Below are 15,786 nucleotides of genomic sequence, written 5' to 3' on the forward strand. Positions count from 1 at the left end.
TATTGAGCGGCGTTTTTGCATCTTGTTTTTGTCGTTAGATTGCTAACTCTCTTGCTGAGTCTTAAGAGTTTGGAACCCAAAATAGATACGCATGAACGTAGTCAGCCAACACGCCGCCCCAAAGGCATAGGCAATAACCGCAAAGTGTTGTGGCCAAATACAAAAGGCAATGAAACAGGCGATAGTTTCTGTCCCTTCGGTTAGGCCAGACATGTAGTAGAGCGACTTGTACTTATAAACGGGGTTTTCGATTCCTCGTTTGCCTGCCATGACTGCAAACGCCAGAAAGCTACTGCCTGTACCGATAAAAGAGAAGATTAAAAATGCACCAGCAATGGCGTTATGCTCAGGGTTCGCAATCACGAAGCCAAAAGGAATCAACGAATAGAAAAGGAAGTCTAGGCTGATATCTAGGAAGCCACCCGCATCACTGATACCTTGGATTCGGGCCAAGGCGCCATCAAGCCCATCACAAACTCTGTTGAAAATGATGAAACCTAACGCCCACTCATATTGCTCAAACGCCAACGCCGGAAACGCTAAACAGCCGACTAAAAAACCGAATAGGGTGGTTTGATTAGCGGTAATACCGGCTCGATTCAGTACTTTTGCAGACTGGTTTAATGGCCACTTGATGATCTTTATAGAGTACTTATCCAGCATGGTTGCTTCTCCATGGCCAAGAGAGTACCTGAGCCCCTTGAGGCACATCTGCTTCGTCGTGTGTCACCATCAGGGTTGGGATATTGGCTTTGGTTAATTGCTCAAACACCCAGTCTCGAAATTGTGCTCTGAGCTCTTGGTCTAACTTACTGAACGGTTCATCAAGTAGAGCCAATTTAGGCTTAGCCAACAACATACGAGTTAAACTGATTCTCGCTCGTTGACCACCAGAAATCTGATCAGGAAAAGACTCTGCTAAGTGGGTCAATTCAATGTCTTTTAACGCTGCCATGGCTTGCTGTTGGCGAGCAGAGCCTTTAACCGAATTAGGTAGTGAGAATGCCAAGTTTTCCCATACTTTTAAGTGAGGGAACAATAGATCATCTTGAAAAAGAATACCGACCTCACGTTGATGTGATGGGAGCTCATCCAGATGAATGTTATTCAAAACAACACTTCCAGAGTAGGAAAACTCTTCATTCAAGTGGCCTGCGATGGCGTCCAATAAGGTCGACTTTCCGCAGCCACTCGGGCCCATCAACGCCAGTATTTGGCCCGATTCTAATGTTACGTTTAGCGCTGAGAACAGCGAAGCCCCATCGGTTTTACGGATGGCGAGGTCGTTGAGGTACAGACTCATTACTTAAGAAACCTTTGAAAGTAAGACGGCGATATCTGAGTTGAAGTCGGCTGACTAATATCGCTAAAGAGAAAAAGAACAGAGGCAATAAGGCCTGCCAAATGGCATAAATTGCGGTCACTCTGCGGTCGAAGCCGCTCGTTAGGGCGACAGCTTCTGTAGTGATGGTGCTAATACGCCCTGCGCCTAACATCAATGTTGGTAAGTATTGAGCCAAACTCACGCTGATACCAACGGCCCACGCAAAGGCAATGGCAGGTAATAAAATAGGCAGTTTGATGGAGTACCAACTTTGAAATGGTGATTTACCCAAGCTGAGTGATGCTTTAATGAGTCCATCGTTGAAGCTTTTCCATGGTCCATCTAAAGATAAATAGACAAATGGAAAGGCGAAAAATACGTGTGCCCAAATCACCCAGAATTCATAGGCATTGCTTCCTACATAGAGCGTGGTGACTTGCATACCAAATAATACCGATAGTTGTGGTATCAACATTGGAATAGCGATGACGAAACCAGGCACTTGCCACTTGTATTTGACTCGGTATTCATGAGCAATCAGTGCAAGGACCAGCGCAACTGAAGCTGCGATCAGACCAATCCATAAGCTTTGAGCAACGGTACTCATGATGCCATCCCATTCAAATTCCCAAAAGCGCATGCTGTAGCGACTCGGAAGTAAGTCAGGGAAGCGCCAACGTTGAGCCACGCTCCAAATCATCATCAAAGGAATGATTGCGAGTGATAGTGTTGCCAAAGCTGTGAATACGGTTTTTCCTGGTAGTTTAATGCCTGTTCGCCCCGAATATTGCCAAGCTCTAAAGAACTTCAATACAGCCCATTCAATGAAGCGGGCTAAGGCGATGATCAAGGACGCTAAGCCAAACAGAACAATAGCGCCAGCCGCTGCTCTCGGCAGTAGGTTAAGATCGGGATCGTTAAACCATTGCCATACTAAAACGGCAAAAGTAGGCGGGTTAGTTGGGCCAATGATTAGCGCAATATCGACAACCGATACACTGTAAGCGAGCACCGCCAACATTGGGAAGCGAAGCTTGGTGAACCATTGTGGGAAAATGCACTTCCACCATATCTGTGAGCGACTATAACCCAATGAAGCACTCACCTTAGTAATACGCTCAACGTCAATTTGTTGAAGTATCGATATACTCATGAGCAATAAGAAAGGCACTTCTTTAAGTGCCATCATAATGATCAAGCCAAATGCATACGGATCTTTTACGAGTAACGCTAACTCGGAACTGGTCGCGGATTCACCAAGCAAATGATGCACAGCTCTCGCTCCGAGACCTGTCGGGCTAAATAGAAAAGCAAAGCCAATGGCGAAAGCCACATGGGGAATAGCCAGCATAGGTGAAAGGGTCAGTTCGATCTTTCTCCAAAATCGGTTTCCCCACGAAGCTTGGAGAATACAAAAGGTAAGAAAGCAGGCGATATAGCTGCTCACAATCGCAGAACCAAGACTCAAACCAATAGAGTGCCAAGCGCCTTCCCATTGGAATACTTGACTAAAACCGTTGAGAGAGGGCTCCATCAACCCTAGGGGCGGGATATAACTGAGTGACGAAGCCACTACTCCCGCTACCCCAGGAATTGTTGGGATAATGCATACCACTATAACGACAAAATATAGAGCACGTAGCATCGAGCTTAGTTACCGTATCGCTTTAGCCACTCTTTCTCGAGTGCGTTTTGCCAGCTTGGGTGTGGTTCATCAATCGATTTAAATTGCTGAGTATTCTTAGCGCTACCTGTTAGGTACTTGCTGCTCAATACTGAAGGGTCACCCCAAACATTGAGGTCACCTTTGCGCGATTGTGCTCCTGGGCTTAACAAGAAGTTGATGGTCACTTGTGCGCCTGCGGTAGCATTGGCATTCCAAGGGATCGCAAGGAAGTGAATATTAGATAGGGCACCGCTTTCTAATGCATAAGCTTTGGTTGTTTCTGTTAAACGACCACTTGATTGCGCTGAATACACAGAGTTTGGATTGAATGTAATCGCGAGGTCGAGTTGTCCGTCATCCAAAAGCTGAATACTTTCTGATGTGCCTGCCGGGAATTGTTTGCCACCACGCCATGCAACTTTGTGGAATTTATCTAAGTAAGCCCATAGTGGTGCAGTGATCGCTTGGAAGTTCTCTTCTGAAACAGGCTTAGCGAGTTCTGGGCTATTGTTGGTTAGCTCAATCAGTAAAGACTTAATAAAGCTAGTGCCATGAAATTCTGGTGGGCGAGGGTAGCTTAAACGGTTAGGGAATGCCTGAGCGTAGCTCAACATCTCTGAAAACGATTGTGGTGGGTTGTGCAGTGTTTCTTGGTCGTGAATAAACACCAATTGCCCAACGCCCCAAGGTGCTTCTAAACCTTCCGTTGGTTCAGAAAAGTCGACATCAATCGGTAAAGACTTATCGACGTACTTCCAGTTAGGGAGGGATTCTGTGAATGGGCCAAATAACAGTTTGTTGTCTTTCATCGAACGAAAGTTCTCACCGTTGATCCAAACGATATCGACACTGCCTTCGCTATTCTTACCTGCGGCTTTCTCCGCAAGTAGGCGAGTTGCTGTTTCAGCGATATCTGTGACTTTTACATGTTTTAACGTTACGCCATAGTCACTTTGTAACTTCTTGCCTGCCCATTGTAGGTAACGGTTGATCTCTTGGCTTCCGCCCCAAGCGTGAAAGTAGACAGTTTGTCCTTCTGCCTGCTGTTCTATTTGATTCCAGCTATCGGTGGATGTTGCTTCATCAGCATAAATACTTGCGCTGTAGGCAACGGTTGCCATGATTCCTAACGTACTTACTATCTTGTTCATAAACTTTTCCATTTGGTAGTGAACGGGCAAGAGCATTGTGTTTTCGAACTCCCTAACAGTTATTCTATCTGTTTCTCAAATAAATTCTAATTCAACAGTAAATTCAATCAATTACTTGAGAAGACGCCGGAAGTTCTCGGTTGAGTTTTGTTCAATGTGTAGTTATCTATGCAACTCAACAGACTTTGGGCTTTTGCCATCCTAACAACAGACCGTTAAAGCTGTGAATTAATTGCATCTAAATGAGGTTTTTTTATGATTTATCGGAGCTTGGCACGAAAAGTTGGTGTGAAGAGTCGTTTTGGGTAGATTGAACTTTGAAGCAGACAATAAAAAAGGAGCCATGAAGGCTCCTTTTCGGTATTTGATGTCGATGACAGATTAGTTTACCCAGTCACGAATTGTGTACGTTAGCGTGTGTACGTCGTTTTTAAGTACTAGCGTATCTTTTGTTAGGGTTACGTCGCTCCACTCACTTAGAGTAGCAGAAACTGATTGCTCGATGTCCATCGCTGAACCGTGACACATTTTCATTGTCATGCCCATTTGCTTAATGCGGAATTGACCGTCTTTCAGCTCGCCTTGGCCAAAGAAGTTGTTACAACCAGCTACGCCGTTTGCAGTCATCTTTTCACCGATTTCTAGGCGAGGTGTCGCTTGGTGTTCGCTTTTCTCAATGTCCTTGCCATCAATTTGCGCAAGTTCCCAATTATGGTGCTGTAGATCGGTTGGTGTTACTTGCATCGCGTTATCACCTGTTGTTGTGCATGCTGCTAGCATCATAGGTAAAGCGGCTACTGCTAGTAATTTTTTTGAACTAAACTTCATATTATAAGGCTCCAAAGGAAAAAACGAAGTTACCGAAAATCTGTAACTTGATGGGTTAAAAGTATAGTTTACAAAACACTATATGTGTCAGTATAAGGTCATAGTTTAGTATGGATTTCGTAGGCGTGGCGACAACTTAATCGCTTATTTTTGAGATAGTAAGCGTAATTTTGAATGTGTAAGGAGGCATGGTGGAGCAGTTAGAGTTTTTCCAAGTTCCAAGTCCTTGCGTTGGGGTTTGCTCAAGTGATGACAAAGGCTATTGCAATGGTTGTATGCGCAAAAGAGAAGAGCGCTTTAATTGGATGTCGATGACTCCCGCAGAGCAATTGCACGTGATAAAGCTGTGTCGTCAGCGCTATAGACGAAAAATAATGAAGCAAAAAAACTTGGTTGGTAAACAGGTCGACGAAGAGGGAAATACAAGTCCCCAAAGAGATCTTTTTGGCTAAAGAGGATGTATTAAGATTTTATTTAACTCCGAAGTAACTATTACTTTACATAATGGTTGGGGTCTAATATCAAGATAGGTACCTTTGTACCAGAGGAGTGGTGTCGGTATGAATAAAAAGAACGTAAAACTCAACAAGAAACCAGTTAAAGCTTTGGATAGAAAGCGATTAGGGGCTAAAGACGACCCCGAGGAAAGCGCGCGTGACTGGCATACCATGTCAGAAGAAGAGCGCATGGAGATATTGTCTCACCTTTCCGACATGCCTTTTCAATAACATCACTGATTAATTAGAGTCTTTCTTTAACAGAACTTTCTTACACAAACATATGATTCGCTTTCGTAACACCACGATGATACGTGCAAAATGTATCATCGGCAGCGGTGGTCTTGCTGTGAATCTTGATGTTTGTGATGACCTCGACGGCCCCTGCATCGTAACAAGCCTGCTCAGCATTTTTGATGATATCAAGTAATTGATTTAGTTCGCCTTTCATGGTCGTTTCCATCGCACCGACTTGGAAGGGAACACCGGCTTCTTTTCACGACTTCAATTGCTTTATCGACCACTTCGAAGTTGTTGCCTTCTTTAAAACGAGGGATCACTTGGAAGGCAACCATCACTTCTTTTTCTCTTTTTAACTCAGACACTTTCTGCTTACTCAATGATTGGAAGTTGTTGCAGATGATAGGTTAATGCGGAGATTAATTCTACAGCAGCAAAGCTGGTGGTTTATTTACTACCCCAATGATCGCTAATCCAGCCACCAATGTGCTCATCAAAATGGTTTCCACTGAATCTTTGGTTGCGTTCAACTGAAGTATCACAGTCATCTTTGTTGTCGATTAGAGTTTGAATGTAGTTGGCCATCGGGTCATTAGAACGTTGACGATCTCGGCGAGTTGCCACTTCCTTAATCAGTTGTAATCGATATGTAGAGCTAGCACGTTTCATTTCAATGACCTCCTGGTTTTAGACACTAATAGAAAAATCTAGTTGCCAGATATAGGGGCGTCAACGTGTTCAGAAAGTATTTTTTTTGAGCGACCAAGAATCAATACCTTGCCTTCGTAATTCATAAAAATGTCATCTAACGAGCAGCATTATTGTCATATTTAGGTCTAGGAAGCGGCTATCTGAAGCGCAAAAAAGCCCAGAAAATTCTGGGCTGAATTTAATTGAAATGACAGCCTCTAAGTTTGAGCACTGAGGTTGACTCGTTGCTATCGCTCTACTTTGATCTCGTTGGCTTGGTGCTGTTGGGTTTTGAGCTGTGGGATCTAGAGCTATTCGATTTGCTCTTAAACTGTTTTACGCTCTTCTTTTTCGCTGTTCTACGGTTTGCCATTTTGTCTTTTGGTGGGCGCTTACGAGTCGTTGTTTCTGATGCTGGTTTGTCGGTGACTGGGAAGCCTTCCAATGACTGCAGCGGCAGTGCTTTATTGGTTAAAGTGCGAATGGCAGTCAGGTAGTCAGTTTCACTGTGGCTAACCAACGAGATTGCACAACCAGTACTTCCTGCTCTCGCCGTTCTTCCAACGCGGTGTACATAAGTCGCTGCATGAGGTGGTAACTCAAAGTTAATGACAATAGGTAGCTGATCAATATGGATGCCACGAGCCATAACATCGGTTGCGATAAGCACACGGGTATCACTATTTTTGAAGCTGTCTAACGCCTGCGCGCGCTCTTCTTGGCTCTTGTTACCATGTAATGCACTCACGCTGATTTTGGCTTTGTTTAACCGTTTGGTTAATGCGTCTGCATTGTCTTTCGCGCCCATAAACACCAATACTTGTGGCCATGGGGTGTGATTGAGCAGGGCAATCAATGCTTGAGCTTTACTGCCTTTGTTTACCAGATACAGTGTCTCTTCAATGGTTTCTACAACGCTGTTTTCTTTATGAGTGGTGATTTTCTCTGGGTTTGATAAAAGCGTTTCAGCTTGGTTCACCAACGCAGGTGGAAGCGTTGCGGAGAATAACAGTGATTGGCGCTTAACTGGCAGAGCTGCGGTGATCGCTTGAATATCTGGCCAAAAGCCCATGTCGATCAATCGATCGGCTTCATCAAGAACTAATGATGTGCATTGAGCTACCTCTAATTCACCACTTTTGATGAGTGCAAGCAGGCGCCCTGGAGTAGCGATAGCGAGCTGAGGTGCGCTTGACAGTTGCTGCTGTTGCTCATCTGCATTGGCACCGCCCGTGAGCGTTACCGTTTTGATACGTAAGGCGCTTGCGATCGGTTGTAAAGACTCAGTCACTTGAGATGCTAGCTCGCGTGTTGGAACGATGACAAGCGCTTGCAGATTATTCGAATCTTGGTCGATGTTATTGAGCAAAGGTAACCCAAATGCCAATGTTTTCCCGCTACCTGTTTGAGCCAATGCAAGCACATCTCTCCCTGAAACAATCGTAGGAATGACCGCTTGTTGGATCTCAGTCGGCTTATTGAATTGAGACGGGAGAGCAGCAACGGTTTTTGTGTTGAGGGTTAGGTTAGCAAATGACATAAATGAACCAAGTATCAAAAGGGAGGTGGAGTCTAACAGGGCTAGAAATGTTAGAGAATCAGTTTTGTTTGCTTCACGATAAACGTAATTATTATATGCGCTAACTTAGCACGCTAGCCATACTAGTTAATTAAGCGTTAAGCATATTGTAATGGTATCAATTGGACGTACAATGTCTGCCCTAAAAACCTTCACTGTATGAGAACAAAATGAGTTGGGATAGTATCTGGCTGTTCATTGTTATTGTCTTTTTTATTGCCATTATTCCAGGACCGAATGCATTGCTTGTGTTAAGCACAGCGTTGACTCAAAGGAAGCTGTTCGCATTTGTGAATGTGTTAGGCGTGTCATGTGGTTTCTTTTTCCACGCCTTTATTTCTGCGAATGGTATCAGTCTATTACTGTCGAAAACGCCAATGGCATTTGAGGGGCTGAAGTGGGCGGGTGTTTTGTATCTGCTCTGGTTAGGCTACAATCACTTTCGGGCGGCATTGCGTGCTCAAGAGGGTGTGCTTTCTGTCGTGAGTGCATCCGGGAGCAAACTCTATAGCCAGTTTTTTAAAGGACTACTGACTAATTTACTTAACCCGAAGATCGTCCTGTTTTACCTATCGATCTTCCCTCAATTTGTTACTACAGAAGCAATTGTGTCCGACAGCCTGATTCTTGGCGGGATTCAGGCGATGGTCGTTTCAATGTGGTTCTTGGTAGTGATTTTAATGGCAGATACCTTTAAACGCTTATTGGTTCAAAAGCGAACCTCGGAAATGATGAATATTGTATGTGGCGTGCTATTTGTCGGTTTCAGTATTCAGTTAGCCCTGTTTCAGCTTTAGGTTTAATGACCGTTATGAGGTATTGAGGCTAAGACGATACGACTCATATCTCACTTTTTAGTGAATCATGTGGAATCCAGCTATCTCTGTATAATTGCTTAAAGCAATAGCTAACAAAGTCGATATAATAATCAGTCATTAATTTGATGAATATCTAAGTTGAATTACAAACCGGGGCGAAAGGCTATTCGGTTTTTCGATAGTTACTAATAGCCACGAGTCGTCGGAATGAACGGCCAGTTTGCTGCTGCGAATAAACAGAGACAGGGAGTCACAGATGAGTGAAAAGTCATTCATTCAGAAGCGCAAATATTACCGTTTGAAGTACCCACACAAGGCACGTCCGGTGATGCGAATTAAGGATGAGCTTTTTCATGTCAGTGAGGTTTCTGAAAAGGGTGTCCGCCTTATGATACGTAACATCATCCCTGTATATCGTGGCTTCTCAATGGCAGGAACTTTGAGGCTACATGGCAACAATAGTGTTGCTATTAGTGGTGCTGTGTTACGTCAAGAAGGCGATGAAGTGGTTGTTCAGTTATCACAAGGACCAAGCTTCAAAGATATGGTGTCTGAGCAAAGGCACATCAGGAAAAAATACCCAGTCTTTTTCGCGAGCTTGAGAGTCGCATAACGGCCTCTAGAGTTAGGTGGCTCGATAAATCGTAAATCATAGGCAAACATTAAAAAGCCCAGCACTTTCGCAAGTGCTGGGCTTTGTTCTATCTATAGTCTTGGTTTTGATAGCCAAGACACTCGTTGCTTTATAGCTCGTCTACTGTCGCCCAAACCGCCGCTAGCATGTCGTGACCAAACGCAACACTACGTTCTGGCGACCAACCGTAAAGTTCGTCAGCGTGGCTGATGTGATCTTTAAATGGCATCTCAACCGTGTACGCCAAGCACTTGAACTGCTCACCGATCCAGTTGGTACCTACCGTCATGTTCGCTTTGCCTGGCTCATCTTTATCGTAGCCAAACTCGTCTTGGAACTCTGGCGTAATCGTGAGTAGTGCTTGCTTGAAGTGGTTCTCTAGCTTTGCGATGCGCTCATTGTAAGAAGGTGTACCTTCGCTACCTGCCACAAAGTTATATGGAATCGCTTCATCGCCATGAATGTCTAAACACATATCAACGCCAGTTTCTAACATGCGTTCACGCACAAGGAATACTTCAGGGCTACGCTCCATAGACGGTGATTGCCATTCGCGGTTCAGGTTCACGCCGATTGCGTTGGTACGCAGGTGACCACGGATACTGCCATCTGGGTTCATGTTCGGAACAACGCGGAATACTACGCTGTCGAGAAGAGAGCGACCTACTGTGTCTGTTTCGTCAAGTAGGCGCTGAAGCAGGCCTTCAATCAACCATTCAGCCATTGTCTCGCCAGGGTGTTGACGACCAATAACCCAAATATTTTTCTTCTCTTCACTAGGTTCACCAATGGTTAGCAAAGTGATGTCGTTGTTGTCTAGCGTGTGGCCTAATGTTTCAAGCTTACACGCAGGGTGAGTTTGTGCACTGTGCAGAAGATCTTGGTGACGATCGTATGAGTAAGGCGCAAAGTACGCGAAGTACATTGAGTCGTGCTCAGGAATGATGTCAAAGCTCAGCGTGTCACCATCGAACTGAGATGGGATACGGAACCACTCTTCGCGGTCATACGATGCAACTACATCGTAATCCTTCCAGCCCTCAGGGTAAGCAGAGATTGCCAATTGACCGATTTCAAAATGGTGAGCTTGTTGCGCTTCACTTTCTAAACGGAAATGGAACCACTGAGAGATTTCAGTTTGGTTGTCTGCAGGGATAGTCAGTTGAATGTTTTGTGGTGAATCTGCTGAAACGACGTGAATGTTGCCGCTTTCGAAATTGCTGAAAATTTTCATTGTAGTTGTTATCTCGTAGTTGAGTTGTCGTAAGACTAGCACACTTTTTTTCGAGCAAACTACTAACTAAATCGTAATGAGATGTTATTTCAACTATCTATTTCCGAGCTCTCTTTGTTAACAGCATTTTATGTCTATCGACGCTGGCAAGTTGTGCACCCTCGGCAAGCCGAACGCGTGTAACGATCTAACTTACTGCGTTGCACCTTGCAGTAGGCATTTTTCAGGGCTCTTCTTCCAGAAAACCAATCGTCAGGTTTCGACAGGATCAGATAGCCATTAAAGCGTTTCACAAGCTCGACTCTATTTTGGTCGATGAACTTACTATCAAACCCAATTTCAAAGTAATCGAGCGCTTGTTCAATAGAGGTAAAGCTCGCCATTTTTTGCTGGAATTCTGTTTGGCTCATGGAAAGTTAGTTTTTGAATTGGTGAGCATTAATTGTATCCAATTTATGGCCCGACTTTATTGATCTTACTTGTGGCGTACTTGGATTTAAATTATGTTTTTTGGTATGTAGTGATCTTTTTAAATCTACAAGTCTTATAAAGTTCTGTTGCAATTGAGACAGGAAAAGCCCATGAACCGTATCAACCCCAAGAAACTATTTCGTAGTAAGTGGACGGCTGTTAGCCCGGTGAAAAAGGAAAAGCACTTCATGGTTACGGAGGTAGAGTTTGACGAAGGAGAAGTGGTGCGCTGTTTGATCGAAGCGGTGATGACGAAACGGGAAGAAGCGATAAATTGGCGCGACCTCACCGACAATCAAGCGTGGCTCCCTGGTTGGAAGTAGCAAGGAACCCAGCTTCGATTGAACTGCCTAGCTGGAAGCTGCGACGATATATTAGTGGTTACTAGAAGTTCGCTGTTGCCAGTATTTGAGCCCTTCAAGCACGCCTGCTGCATGGGTCGCCTTACTGGTATACACGTTATCTCTGCCCGATAGGTGAGCTACTTCAGGGTAGTGGTTCGCCACTAATATGGAGTTCACCCCTTCGATCGTTAGCATTGATGTATCGTTCGCTGAGTCACCGGCAACACACACCTGTTCGATACTCAAGTCATGCTGCTTCAGGAGGTGATGGATTGCTGTTGCTTTGTTGACGCCTTTTGGTGTGATATCCAGATACCAGTCGTGTGAATAGGTGAGGTGGACATCTAAGCCATGTGATTCTAATTGTGATTCAATTAATGCATGCTGAGGTTCAGACAGCTTACCTTCAAAGGTCATCTTATGGGGACCTTGGTGGCTTTCCAAGCGTTCACCCATAAAGCTGAGTGGTGCTAACGCAGATTCTACCTTTGACTTATTCCATGATGCCTCGAGTTTCTCATGCCAGATATGGTCAGGCTTTTGGATATGGTCGTGGTGAATTCTTGTGCCAACATCACTGATGATGCTGTGTGGTTCTGGGTAGTTATCTGATGCCAAGCCAACTTGAATGGAAGGGAGCGTTCTACCGGTCGCGATGACAAAGCGGATATCGGGTTGCTCTGTAAGGTAATTGAAAAGTTGATTAACCCCATGAGAAGGGCCGCCATCGAGTGTACCGTCAAAGTCACAAACCAACATTTTTATCATTCGAATTCCTTGTCACTCTCATTAATTGTGATGGAAACACTCTCCATCATTTATACAAAGAATGGCTCAGCAATAACAACATCTCAAGTTGTCTTTGGGGATCGATAAGTGAGATTCGATAGTTTGTAGCAGGTATCACACTTGCTGCTATGTCATGGAAACTAAAGATAAATCTATTAATTATTAGGTGCGGATTATGATTGCATTTAGTTGAAATTATGACGGAATGGGGTTGTGTTGTTATACAAAAAAGCCAGCAACCTGGTAGGGTGCTGGCTTTAGTTTTTGCTACTGTTTGAGCCACTCGTTTCTAGCGTTCGCCTTGAACTTCAAAGTCATCACTGACAAGACGAGCTTTACCATCTTCTTGTACTGCCCAGTGTTCATGATGAACTACACCAAATGCTTTATTCATCGTCCAGCTTGCCGTAAGAACGTAGCCGCCTTCTGGGTGTTCTTCCCATTTAACATCTGTGTAATCAACATCTTTGAAACCTTGGTCCATGATCCCTTGCCAGAATGCTTGAATTGCTTCACGACCTTCAAAAGTGCCAAATGGGCGCGCTTCCATTACACAGTTTTCTACATACTGATCTGCACAACCTTTCGCATCTTGGTTGTTGAATGCTTTTTGCCATGCGTTAATGCCTTGCTTACACGCTTCTAATACTTGATTGTTTGACATTGTTTTCTCCATAACAGTCTTATTCTAAACACTGTGTTTTTGATTGGGTTATCTCGATAAGTTGAAAGTAGTTTAGTCTTGGTAATTAATTTGAAAAACAGAGATAATAGAAAATACTGTTTGTAAAAAGAGAACAATAAGATGAGTAAACTAAAGCAGATGTCGATTTTCGCTCATATTGTAGAGCAAGGCTCTGTATCGGCCGCGGCTGAAAAACTAGAGTTGTCTAAATCTGTTGTCAGTCAGCATCTAAAAATATTGGAGCAAGAGCTAGGCGCTTCCCTTCTTAAACGAACAACGCGAAGACAAACCTTAACCAGTATGGGAGAACGTTTTTATCTAAGTTGTAAGGATATTAATGTGATCGCCGAATCGGCGTGGGATATGGCGAAATCGGAATTGGAAGAGCCACAAGGGCGGATTCGTATCACGGCTCCGAATGCGTTGATGGATTTGCTGGTGTTGCCTGTTATTGCAGACCTAATGAAACAGTATCCAAAATTAAAGCCGGAGTTGATTAGTGATGATCAACACTTAGATTTCATGGAGCACGATATTGATCTTGCGGTACGAGTTGGTAGCTCACGTGACAGTAATCTAAAACAGAAACGTTTAGGTAAGTTTAAAGATGTATTGTGTGGTGTCACAAGCATGCGTGAACGCGAGCTTGAATCGATTCCATACATTGCAAATTCATGGCAGGGAAAGCAGGTGACTCACCATTTTAGTTCTCAAACCGAAGAGAACTTTGTCTATCAACAACAAGCTAGTTGTGTGACTAATTCGTTTCACAGTTGTCTTGCACTTATTAAATCGGGTGTTGGTATTGGTGCAATCCCAGACTTCTGCATTCCTCAGTTATCTGGTCAGGTTGTTGATATGCTGCCTAGCTTTGAATTACCGACCAACATGGTTTATGCATTGACCCCATTTACTTCAAACACGCCGATTGCCATCCAATTGTGTGTCCAAGCATTAGAAGAAAAGCTCAAACAAAACTTGACTTGATATGAGGAAACTTTGTTGGAGCATGCTCTAGCTTGATTGCTGTAATTCTTTTGATGGAGGTAAACCTACTAGGTAGTGGTATCTCCATCATAAAGGCATACAGAATGCTGGTCACTCTTGCTTCAGAGCAATATTTTTTTAAGGTTTGTGGTTGGATACTGAAATTGACTCGACATTAGAAGATGCATCGAATCTAACATTGACCAAAACGGTTTCGCGTTCAAAGGTCACATCATCAAAATCTGTCGCTGCGATTTTAAATCCATTTTTAGCAAATAAGCTTGTGACGACCGTGCGTTGTTTCTGTTCCATAGCGTGTGTTAGTAGCTCGTCCATAATTTTCTCCATTGCTGAACACTGTACATAATGTAAAGGTAAAGACTCTTTGTTATGAGATCAATTGCTTAAATAATAGTTTTAATTTATGGATTCTGTTTAATTATTTTCAATATTTAATTCACTGATGATCTTCTTGTATTAACAATGTGTAGCTTATGGTTTAGATAAATTGATGTGAAATTGGTCAAGTTTTTTGGAGCACCGCTGTTTCCTGCAGAAAATTGATTGAAATAAATAGTAACAAAGTAGTGTGTGCTGTTGCGTACTGCCCTCAATTTAGGTTCATCGCGGCTTTCCGGGGAAAGCCGCTTTTATCTTCAAGAAGAAGTAGTCTGTATCTCGATACCCATATCCCATTCGCTTGATTAGCTTTACCTTGTTGTTTATCCCTTCCAATGTGCAGGTGTTAAGCGGATAACTCGCAGATGCGATAATGCCGTGAAGATAAGGCCTTAGTTTTCGTGCGAACTCTTTCAATGGCTTAATTCCACTCTCTTGTACTTGTGCCCACCACGCCTCCCAGAGCCCTTTAGCATGTACTTCTGATTCACAATACCAAAGCTCTTTGAGTTGTGCTCCGAGTATATAAGTGGTCATTAAGTCCTTATTGATATTCAATATTTCGGTAAGATAGCTGTTTTGCTGTGTATTCAAATTACCCCTGTTTTTTAGCAACACCCAGCGTGAGCGCTTGATCCATTGCCTCGCTTTTTTATCTTGCTTGAGTTTGTTGGCTTGGTCGACTCTGACTCTATCCATCACCTCTCGACCGAACTTAGCAACAACATGGAATAAGTCGTAAACGATTTTTGCGTTCGGACAGTGTGCTTTAACTTCAAGATCAAAAGCCGTATTCATGTCCATTGCGACCGCTTCGATATTATTGCCATGCTTGCCTAGTTGCTCGAAGAACGGCCGTATGTCCTTACGGCTTCGGCCTAACCCTATCCAAATGACTTGGTGTGTCTTAGCGTCAGCGATGACCGTGGCATATCGATGCCCTTTAAAGATGGCGAACTCGTCCATGACGAGTTGCCTTAGCTCCTCCCATTTCACTGGCGGTACCACTTTTCTAAGTCGGGATTTATCTATCTCTTTAATGGTGTGCCAATGAACGTTCGTTAACCGGGAGATATGCTTAATAGGAAGAAGAGGCAGTAATTGTTCTATATAGCTTCTTAAGCGCTTCGTTATACGAGCATAAGGCTCCAACCAAGATAGAGATTCTGTTTTTATGCCACACTCACGGCACTTGATTCTTCGCGTTTGAACAGAAAGAACAACAGGAACACCGAGCAACATGGCTTCTTTTACATGACGCCATTGATACTCATGAATAGCCTCGGCCTCGAGACCACAAAGGCACTTAGCCTCAGAGTTCGGTTCAAGAGTCAGGGTAATAAGTGATGCTGTCTGGTGAGACTTTACGACTTGAAAGCCTTCCCAGAATGAAGATAGGAAAGTATGATTCGGCATGAAAACGGTAGTTTGTGTATGATTTTTGTTTGGC

General features: G+C 43.7%; 19 protein-coding genes and 1 pseudogene. 6 read left to right on the forward strand and 14 right to left on the reverse strand.

Annotated features, from left to right (window positions below; all coding sequences use genetic code 11):
* Positions 1–42 precede the first annotated feature (42 nt).
* From OCV52_RS05645 to OCV52_RS05665, 5 genes are all read right to left on the reverse strand, one after another.
* Entirely contained in the window at positions 43–663 is a 621-nt protein-coding gene (locus OCV52_RS05645) for a CDP-alcohol phosphatidyltransferase family protein (RefSeq protein WP_137407782.1), read from the reverse strand.
* A complete protein-coding gene (locus OCV52_RS05650; RefSeq protein ID WP_137407781.1) occupies positions 653–1,303 on the reverse strand; it encodes an ATP-binding cassette domain-containing protein in 651 nt (216 codons plus the stop codon). Before OCV52_RS05650 ends, OCV52_RS05645 begins: the two co-directional genes overlap by 11 nt.
* On the reverse strand, positions 1,269–2,969 hold the full coding sequence (locus OCV52_RS05655; protein ID WP_137407780.1) for an ABC transporter permease: 1,701 nt from the start codon (positions 2,967–2,969) through the stop codon (positions 1,269–1,271). Before OCV52_RS05655 ends, OCV52_RS05650 begins: the two co-directional genes overlap by 35 nt.
* A gap of 5 nt (positions 2,970–2,974) precedes the next feature.
* On the reverse strand, positions 2,975–4,141 hold the full coding sequence (locus OCV52_RS05660; RefSeq protein ID WP_137407779.1) for an ABC transporter substrate-binding protein: 1,167 nt from the start codon (positions 4,139–4,141) through the stop codon (positions 2,975–2,977).
* A gap of 381 nt (positions 4,142–4,522) precedes the next feature.
* Positions 4,523–4,969: an META domain-containing protein gene (locus OCV52_RS05665; protein WP_061031726.1), complete on the reverse strand. Its 447-nt coding sequence runs from the start codon at positions 4,967–4,969 to the stop codon at positions 4,523–4,525.
* A gap of 188 nt (positions 4,970–5,157) precedes the next feature.
* Here OCV52_RS05665 and OCV52_RS05670 point away from each other — a divergent pair, with 188 nt between their 5' ends.
* Together OCV52_RS05670 and OCV52_RS05675 are read left to right on the forward strand one after the other, a co-directional pair.
* On the forward strand, positions 5,158–5,421 hold the full coding sequence (locus OCV52_RS05670) for a DUF1289 domain-containing protein (RefSeq protein ID WP_081090307.1): 264 nt from the start codon (positions 5,158–5,160) through the stop codon (positions 5,419–5,421).
* 108 nt (positions 5,422–5,529) lie between these two features.
* Positions 5,530–5,697, forward strand: coding sequence for a hypothetical protein (locus tag OCV52_RS05675; RefSeq protein WP_170222451.1), 168 nt, complete (start codon positions 5,530–5,532; stop codon positions 5,695–5,697).
* A gap of 40 nt (positions 5,698–5,737) precedes the next feature.
* Here OCV52_RS05675 and OCV52_RS05680 read toward each other — a convergent pair.
* The 3 genes and pseudogenes from OCV52_RS05680 to OCV52_RS05690 all read right to left on the reverse strand — a co-directional run bounded on the left by OCV52_RS05680 (position 5,738) and on the right by OCV52_RS05690 (position 7,936).
* Positions 5,738–6,041, reverse strand: a pseudogene (locus OCV52_RS05680) (thiamine-binding protein).
* Between the two features lie 112 nt (positions 6,042–6,153).
* The gene (locus OCV52_RS05685; RefSeq protein WP_102422914.1) at positions 6,154–6,375 is read right to left on the reverse strand and encodes a hypothetical protein; all 222 of its coding nucleotides are present in this window, start codon (positions 6,373–6,375) and stop codon (positions 6,154–6,156) included.
* 277 nt (positions 6,376–6,652) lie between these two features.
* On the reverse strand, positions 6,653–7,936 hold the full coding sequence (locus OCV52_RS05690; protein WP_137407778.1) for a DEAD/DEAH box helicase: 1,284 nt from the start codon (positions 7,934–7,936) through the stop codon (positions 6,653–6,655).
* Positions 7,937–8,145: 209 nt separating this feature from the next.
* On the opposite strand from OCV52_RS05690, the gene OCV52_RS05695 reads away from it, so the two are divergent.
* Both OCV52_RS05695 and OCV52_RS05700 read left to right on the forward strand, forming a co-directional pair.
* Positions 8,146–8,772 (forward strand): LysE family translocator, encoded by a 627-nt coding sequence (locus OCV52_RS05695; protein WP_137407777.1) that lies wholly within the window; start codon positions 8,146–8,148, stop codon positions 8,770–8,772.
* Between the two features lie 277 nt (positions 8,773–9,049).
* Positions 9,050–9,406: a PilZ domain-containing protein gene (locus tag OCV52_RS05700; RefSeq protein ID WP_137407776.1), complete on the forward strand. Its 357-nt coding sequence runs from the start codon at positions 9,050–9,052 to the stop codon at positions 9,404–9,406.
* Positions 9,407–9,536: 130 nt separating this feature from the next.
* On the opposite strand, the gene OCV52_RS05705 is transcribed toward OCV52_RS05700, so the two are convergent.
* The gene (locus OCV52_RS05705) at positions 9,537–10,661 is read right to left on the reverse strand and encodes a M14 family metallopeptidase (RefSeq protein WP_137407775.1); all 1,125 of its coding nucleotides are present in this window, start codon (positions 10,659–10,661) and stop codon (positions 9,537–9,539) included.
* Positions 10,662–10,795: 134 nt separating this feature from the next.
* Complete coding sequence (locus OCV52_RS05710; protein ID WP_105024663.1) at positions 10,796–11,071, reverse strand: nitrogenase-stabilizing/protective protein NifW; 276 nt, start codon at positions 11,069–11,071, stop codon at positions 10,796–10,798.
* A 171-nt stretch (positions 11,072–11,242) separates the two neighbouring features.
* Here OCV52_RS05710 and OCV52_RS05715 point away from each other — a divergent pair, with 171 nt between their 5' ends.
* Positions 11,243–11,455 (forward strand): TIGR02450 family Trp-rich protein, encoded by a 213-nt coding sequence (locus OCV52_RS05715; protein WP_102423016.1) that lies wholly within the window; start codon positions 11,243–11,245, stop codon positions 11,453–11,455.
* A 51-nt stretch (positions 11,456–11,506) separates the two neighbouring features.
* Here the strand turns inward: OCV52_RS05715 and OCV52_RS05720 are convergent, their stop codons facing one another.
* Positions 11,507–12,244 (reverse strand): HAD-IIB family hydrolase, encoded by a 738-nt coding sequence (locus OCV52_RS05720; protein ID WP_137407774.1) that lies wholly within the window; start codon positions 12,242–12,244, stop codon positions 11,507–11,509.
* A gap of 310 nt (positions 12,245–12,554) precedes the next feature.
* Positions 12,555–12,929 (reverse strand): YybH family protein, encoded by a 375-nt coding sequence (locus OCV52_RS05725; RefSeq protein WP_137407773.1) that lies wholly within the window; start codon positions 12,927–12,929, stop codon positions 12,555–12,557.
* A gap of 141 nt (positions 12,930–13,070) precedes the next feature.
* Here OCV52_RS05725 and OCV52_RS05730 point away from each other — a divergent pair, with 141 nt between their 5' ends.
* Positions 13,071–13,937: a LysR family transcriptional regulator gene (locus OCV52_RS05730; protein ID WP_137407772.1), complete on the forward strand. Its 867-nt coding sequence runs from the start codon at positions 13,071–13,073 to the stop codon at positions 13,935–13,937.
* A 138-nt stretch (positions 13,938–14,075) separates the two neighbouring features.
* Here OCV52_RS05730 and OCV52_RS05735 read toward each other — a convergent pair whose 3' ends face one another.
* Together OCV52_RS05735 and OCV52_RS05740 are read right to left on the reverse strand one after the other, a co-directional pair.
* Positions 14,076–14,273 carry a hypothetical protein gene (locus OCV52_RS05735; RefSeq protein ID WP_004742124.1) on the reverse strand — a complete coding sequence of 66 codons (198 nt, stop codon included), beginning with the start codon at positions 14,271–14,273 and terminating at the stop codon, positions 14,076–14,078.
* 285 nt (positions 14,274–14,558) lie between these two features.
* A complete protein-coding gene (locus OCV52_RS05740) occupies positions 14,559–15,752 on the reverse strand; it encodes an ISL3 family transposase (protein ID WP_261900860.1) in 1,194 nt (397 codons plus the stop codon).
* Positions 15,753–15,786 lie beyond the last annotated feature (34 nt).

The sequence above is a fragment of the Vibrio chagasii genome (assembly GCF_024347355.1).
GTDB lineage: Bacteria > Pseudomonadota > Gammaproteobacteria > Enterobacterales > Vibrionaceae > Vibrio > Vibrio chagasii.

Bases quoted from the DNA above. Each gene is read 5' to 3' on its own strand.
- OCV52_RS05645 (WP_137407782.1), bottom strand. From the start codon at position 663: ATGCTGGATAAGTACTCTATAAAGATCATCAAGTGGCCATTAAACCAG.
- OCV52_RS05650 (WP_137407781.1), bottom strand. From the start codon at position 1,303: ATGAGTCTGTACCTCAACGACCTCGCCATCCGTAAAACCGATGGGGCT.
- OCV52_RS05655 (WP_137407780.1), bottom strand. From the start codon at position 2,969: ATGCTACGTGCTCTATATTTTGTCGTTATAGTGGTATGCATTATCCCA.
- OCV52_RS05660 (WP_137407779.1), bottom strand. From the start codon at position 4,141: ATGAACAAGATAGTAAGTACGTTAGGAATCATGGCAACCGTTGCCTAC.
- OCV52_RS05665 (WP_061031726.1), bottom strand. From the start codon at position 4,969: ATGAAGTTTAGTTCAAAAAAATTACTAGCAGTAGCCGCTTTACCTATG.
- OCV52_RS05670 (WP_081090307.1), top strand. From the start codon at position 5,158: ATGGTGGAGCAGTTAGAGTTTTTCCAAGTTCCAAGTCCTTGCGTTGGG.
- OCV52_RS05675 (WP_170222451.1), top strand. From the start codon at position 5,530: ATGAATAAAAAGAACGTAAAACTCAACAAGAAACCAGTTAAAGCTTTG.
- OCV52_RS05685 (WP_102422914.1), bottom strand. From the start codon at position 6,375: ATGAAACGTGCTAGCTCTACATATCGATTACAACTGATTAAGGAAGTG.
- OCV52_RS05690 (WP_137407778.1), bottom strand. From the start codon at position 7,936: ATGTCATTTGCTAACCTAACCCTCAACACAAAAACCGTTGCTGCTCTC.
- OCV52_RS05695 (WP_137407777.1), top strand. From the start codon at position 8,146: ATGAGTTGGGATAGTATCTGGCTGTTCATTGTTATTGTCTTTTTTATT.
- OCV52_RS05700 (WP_137407776.1), top strand. From the start codon at position 9,050: ATGAGTGAAAAGTCATTCATTCAGAAGCGCAAATATTACCGTTTGAAG.
- OCV52_RS05705 (WP_137407775.1), bottom strand. From the start codon at position 10,661: ATGAAAATTTTCAGCAATTTCGAAAGCGGCAACATTCACGTCGTTTCA.
- OCV52_RS05710 (WP_105024663.1), bottom strand. From the start codon at position 11,071: ATGAGCCAAACAGAATTCCAGCAAAAAATGGCGAGCTTTACCTCTATT.
- OCV52_RS05715 (WP_102423016.1), top strand. From the start codon at position 11,243: ATGAACCGTATCAACCCCAAGAAACTATTTCGTAGTAAGTGGACGGCT.
- OCV52_RS05720 (WP_137407774.1), bottom strand. From the start codon at position 12,244: ATGATAAAAATGTTGGTTTGTGACTTTGACGGTACACTCGATGGCGGC.
- OCV52_RS05725 (WP_137407773.1), bottom strand. From the start codon at position 12,929: ATGTCAAACAATCAAGTATTAGAAGCGTGTAAGCAAGGCATTAACGCA.
- OCV52_RS05730 (WP_137407772.1), top strand. From the start codon at position 13,071: ATGAGTAAACTAAAGCAGATGTCGATTTTCGCTCATATTGTAGAGCAA.
- OCV52_RS05735 (WP_004742124.1), bottom strand. From the start codon at position 14,273: ATGGACGAGCTACTAACACACGCTATGGAACAGAAACAACGCACGGTC.
- OCV52_RS05740 (WP_261900860.1), bottom strand. From the start codon at position 15,752: ATGCCGAATCATACTTTCCTATCTTCATTCTGGGAAGGCTTTCAAGTC.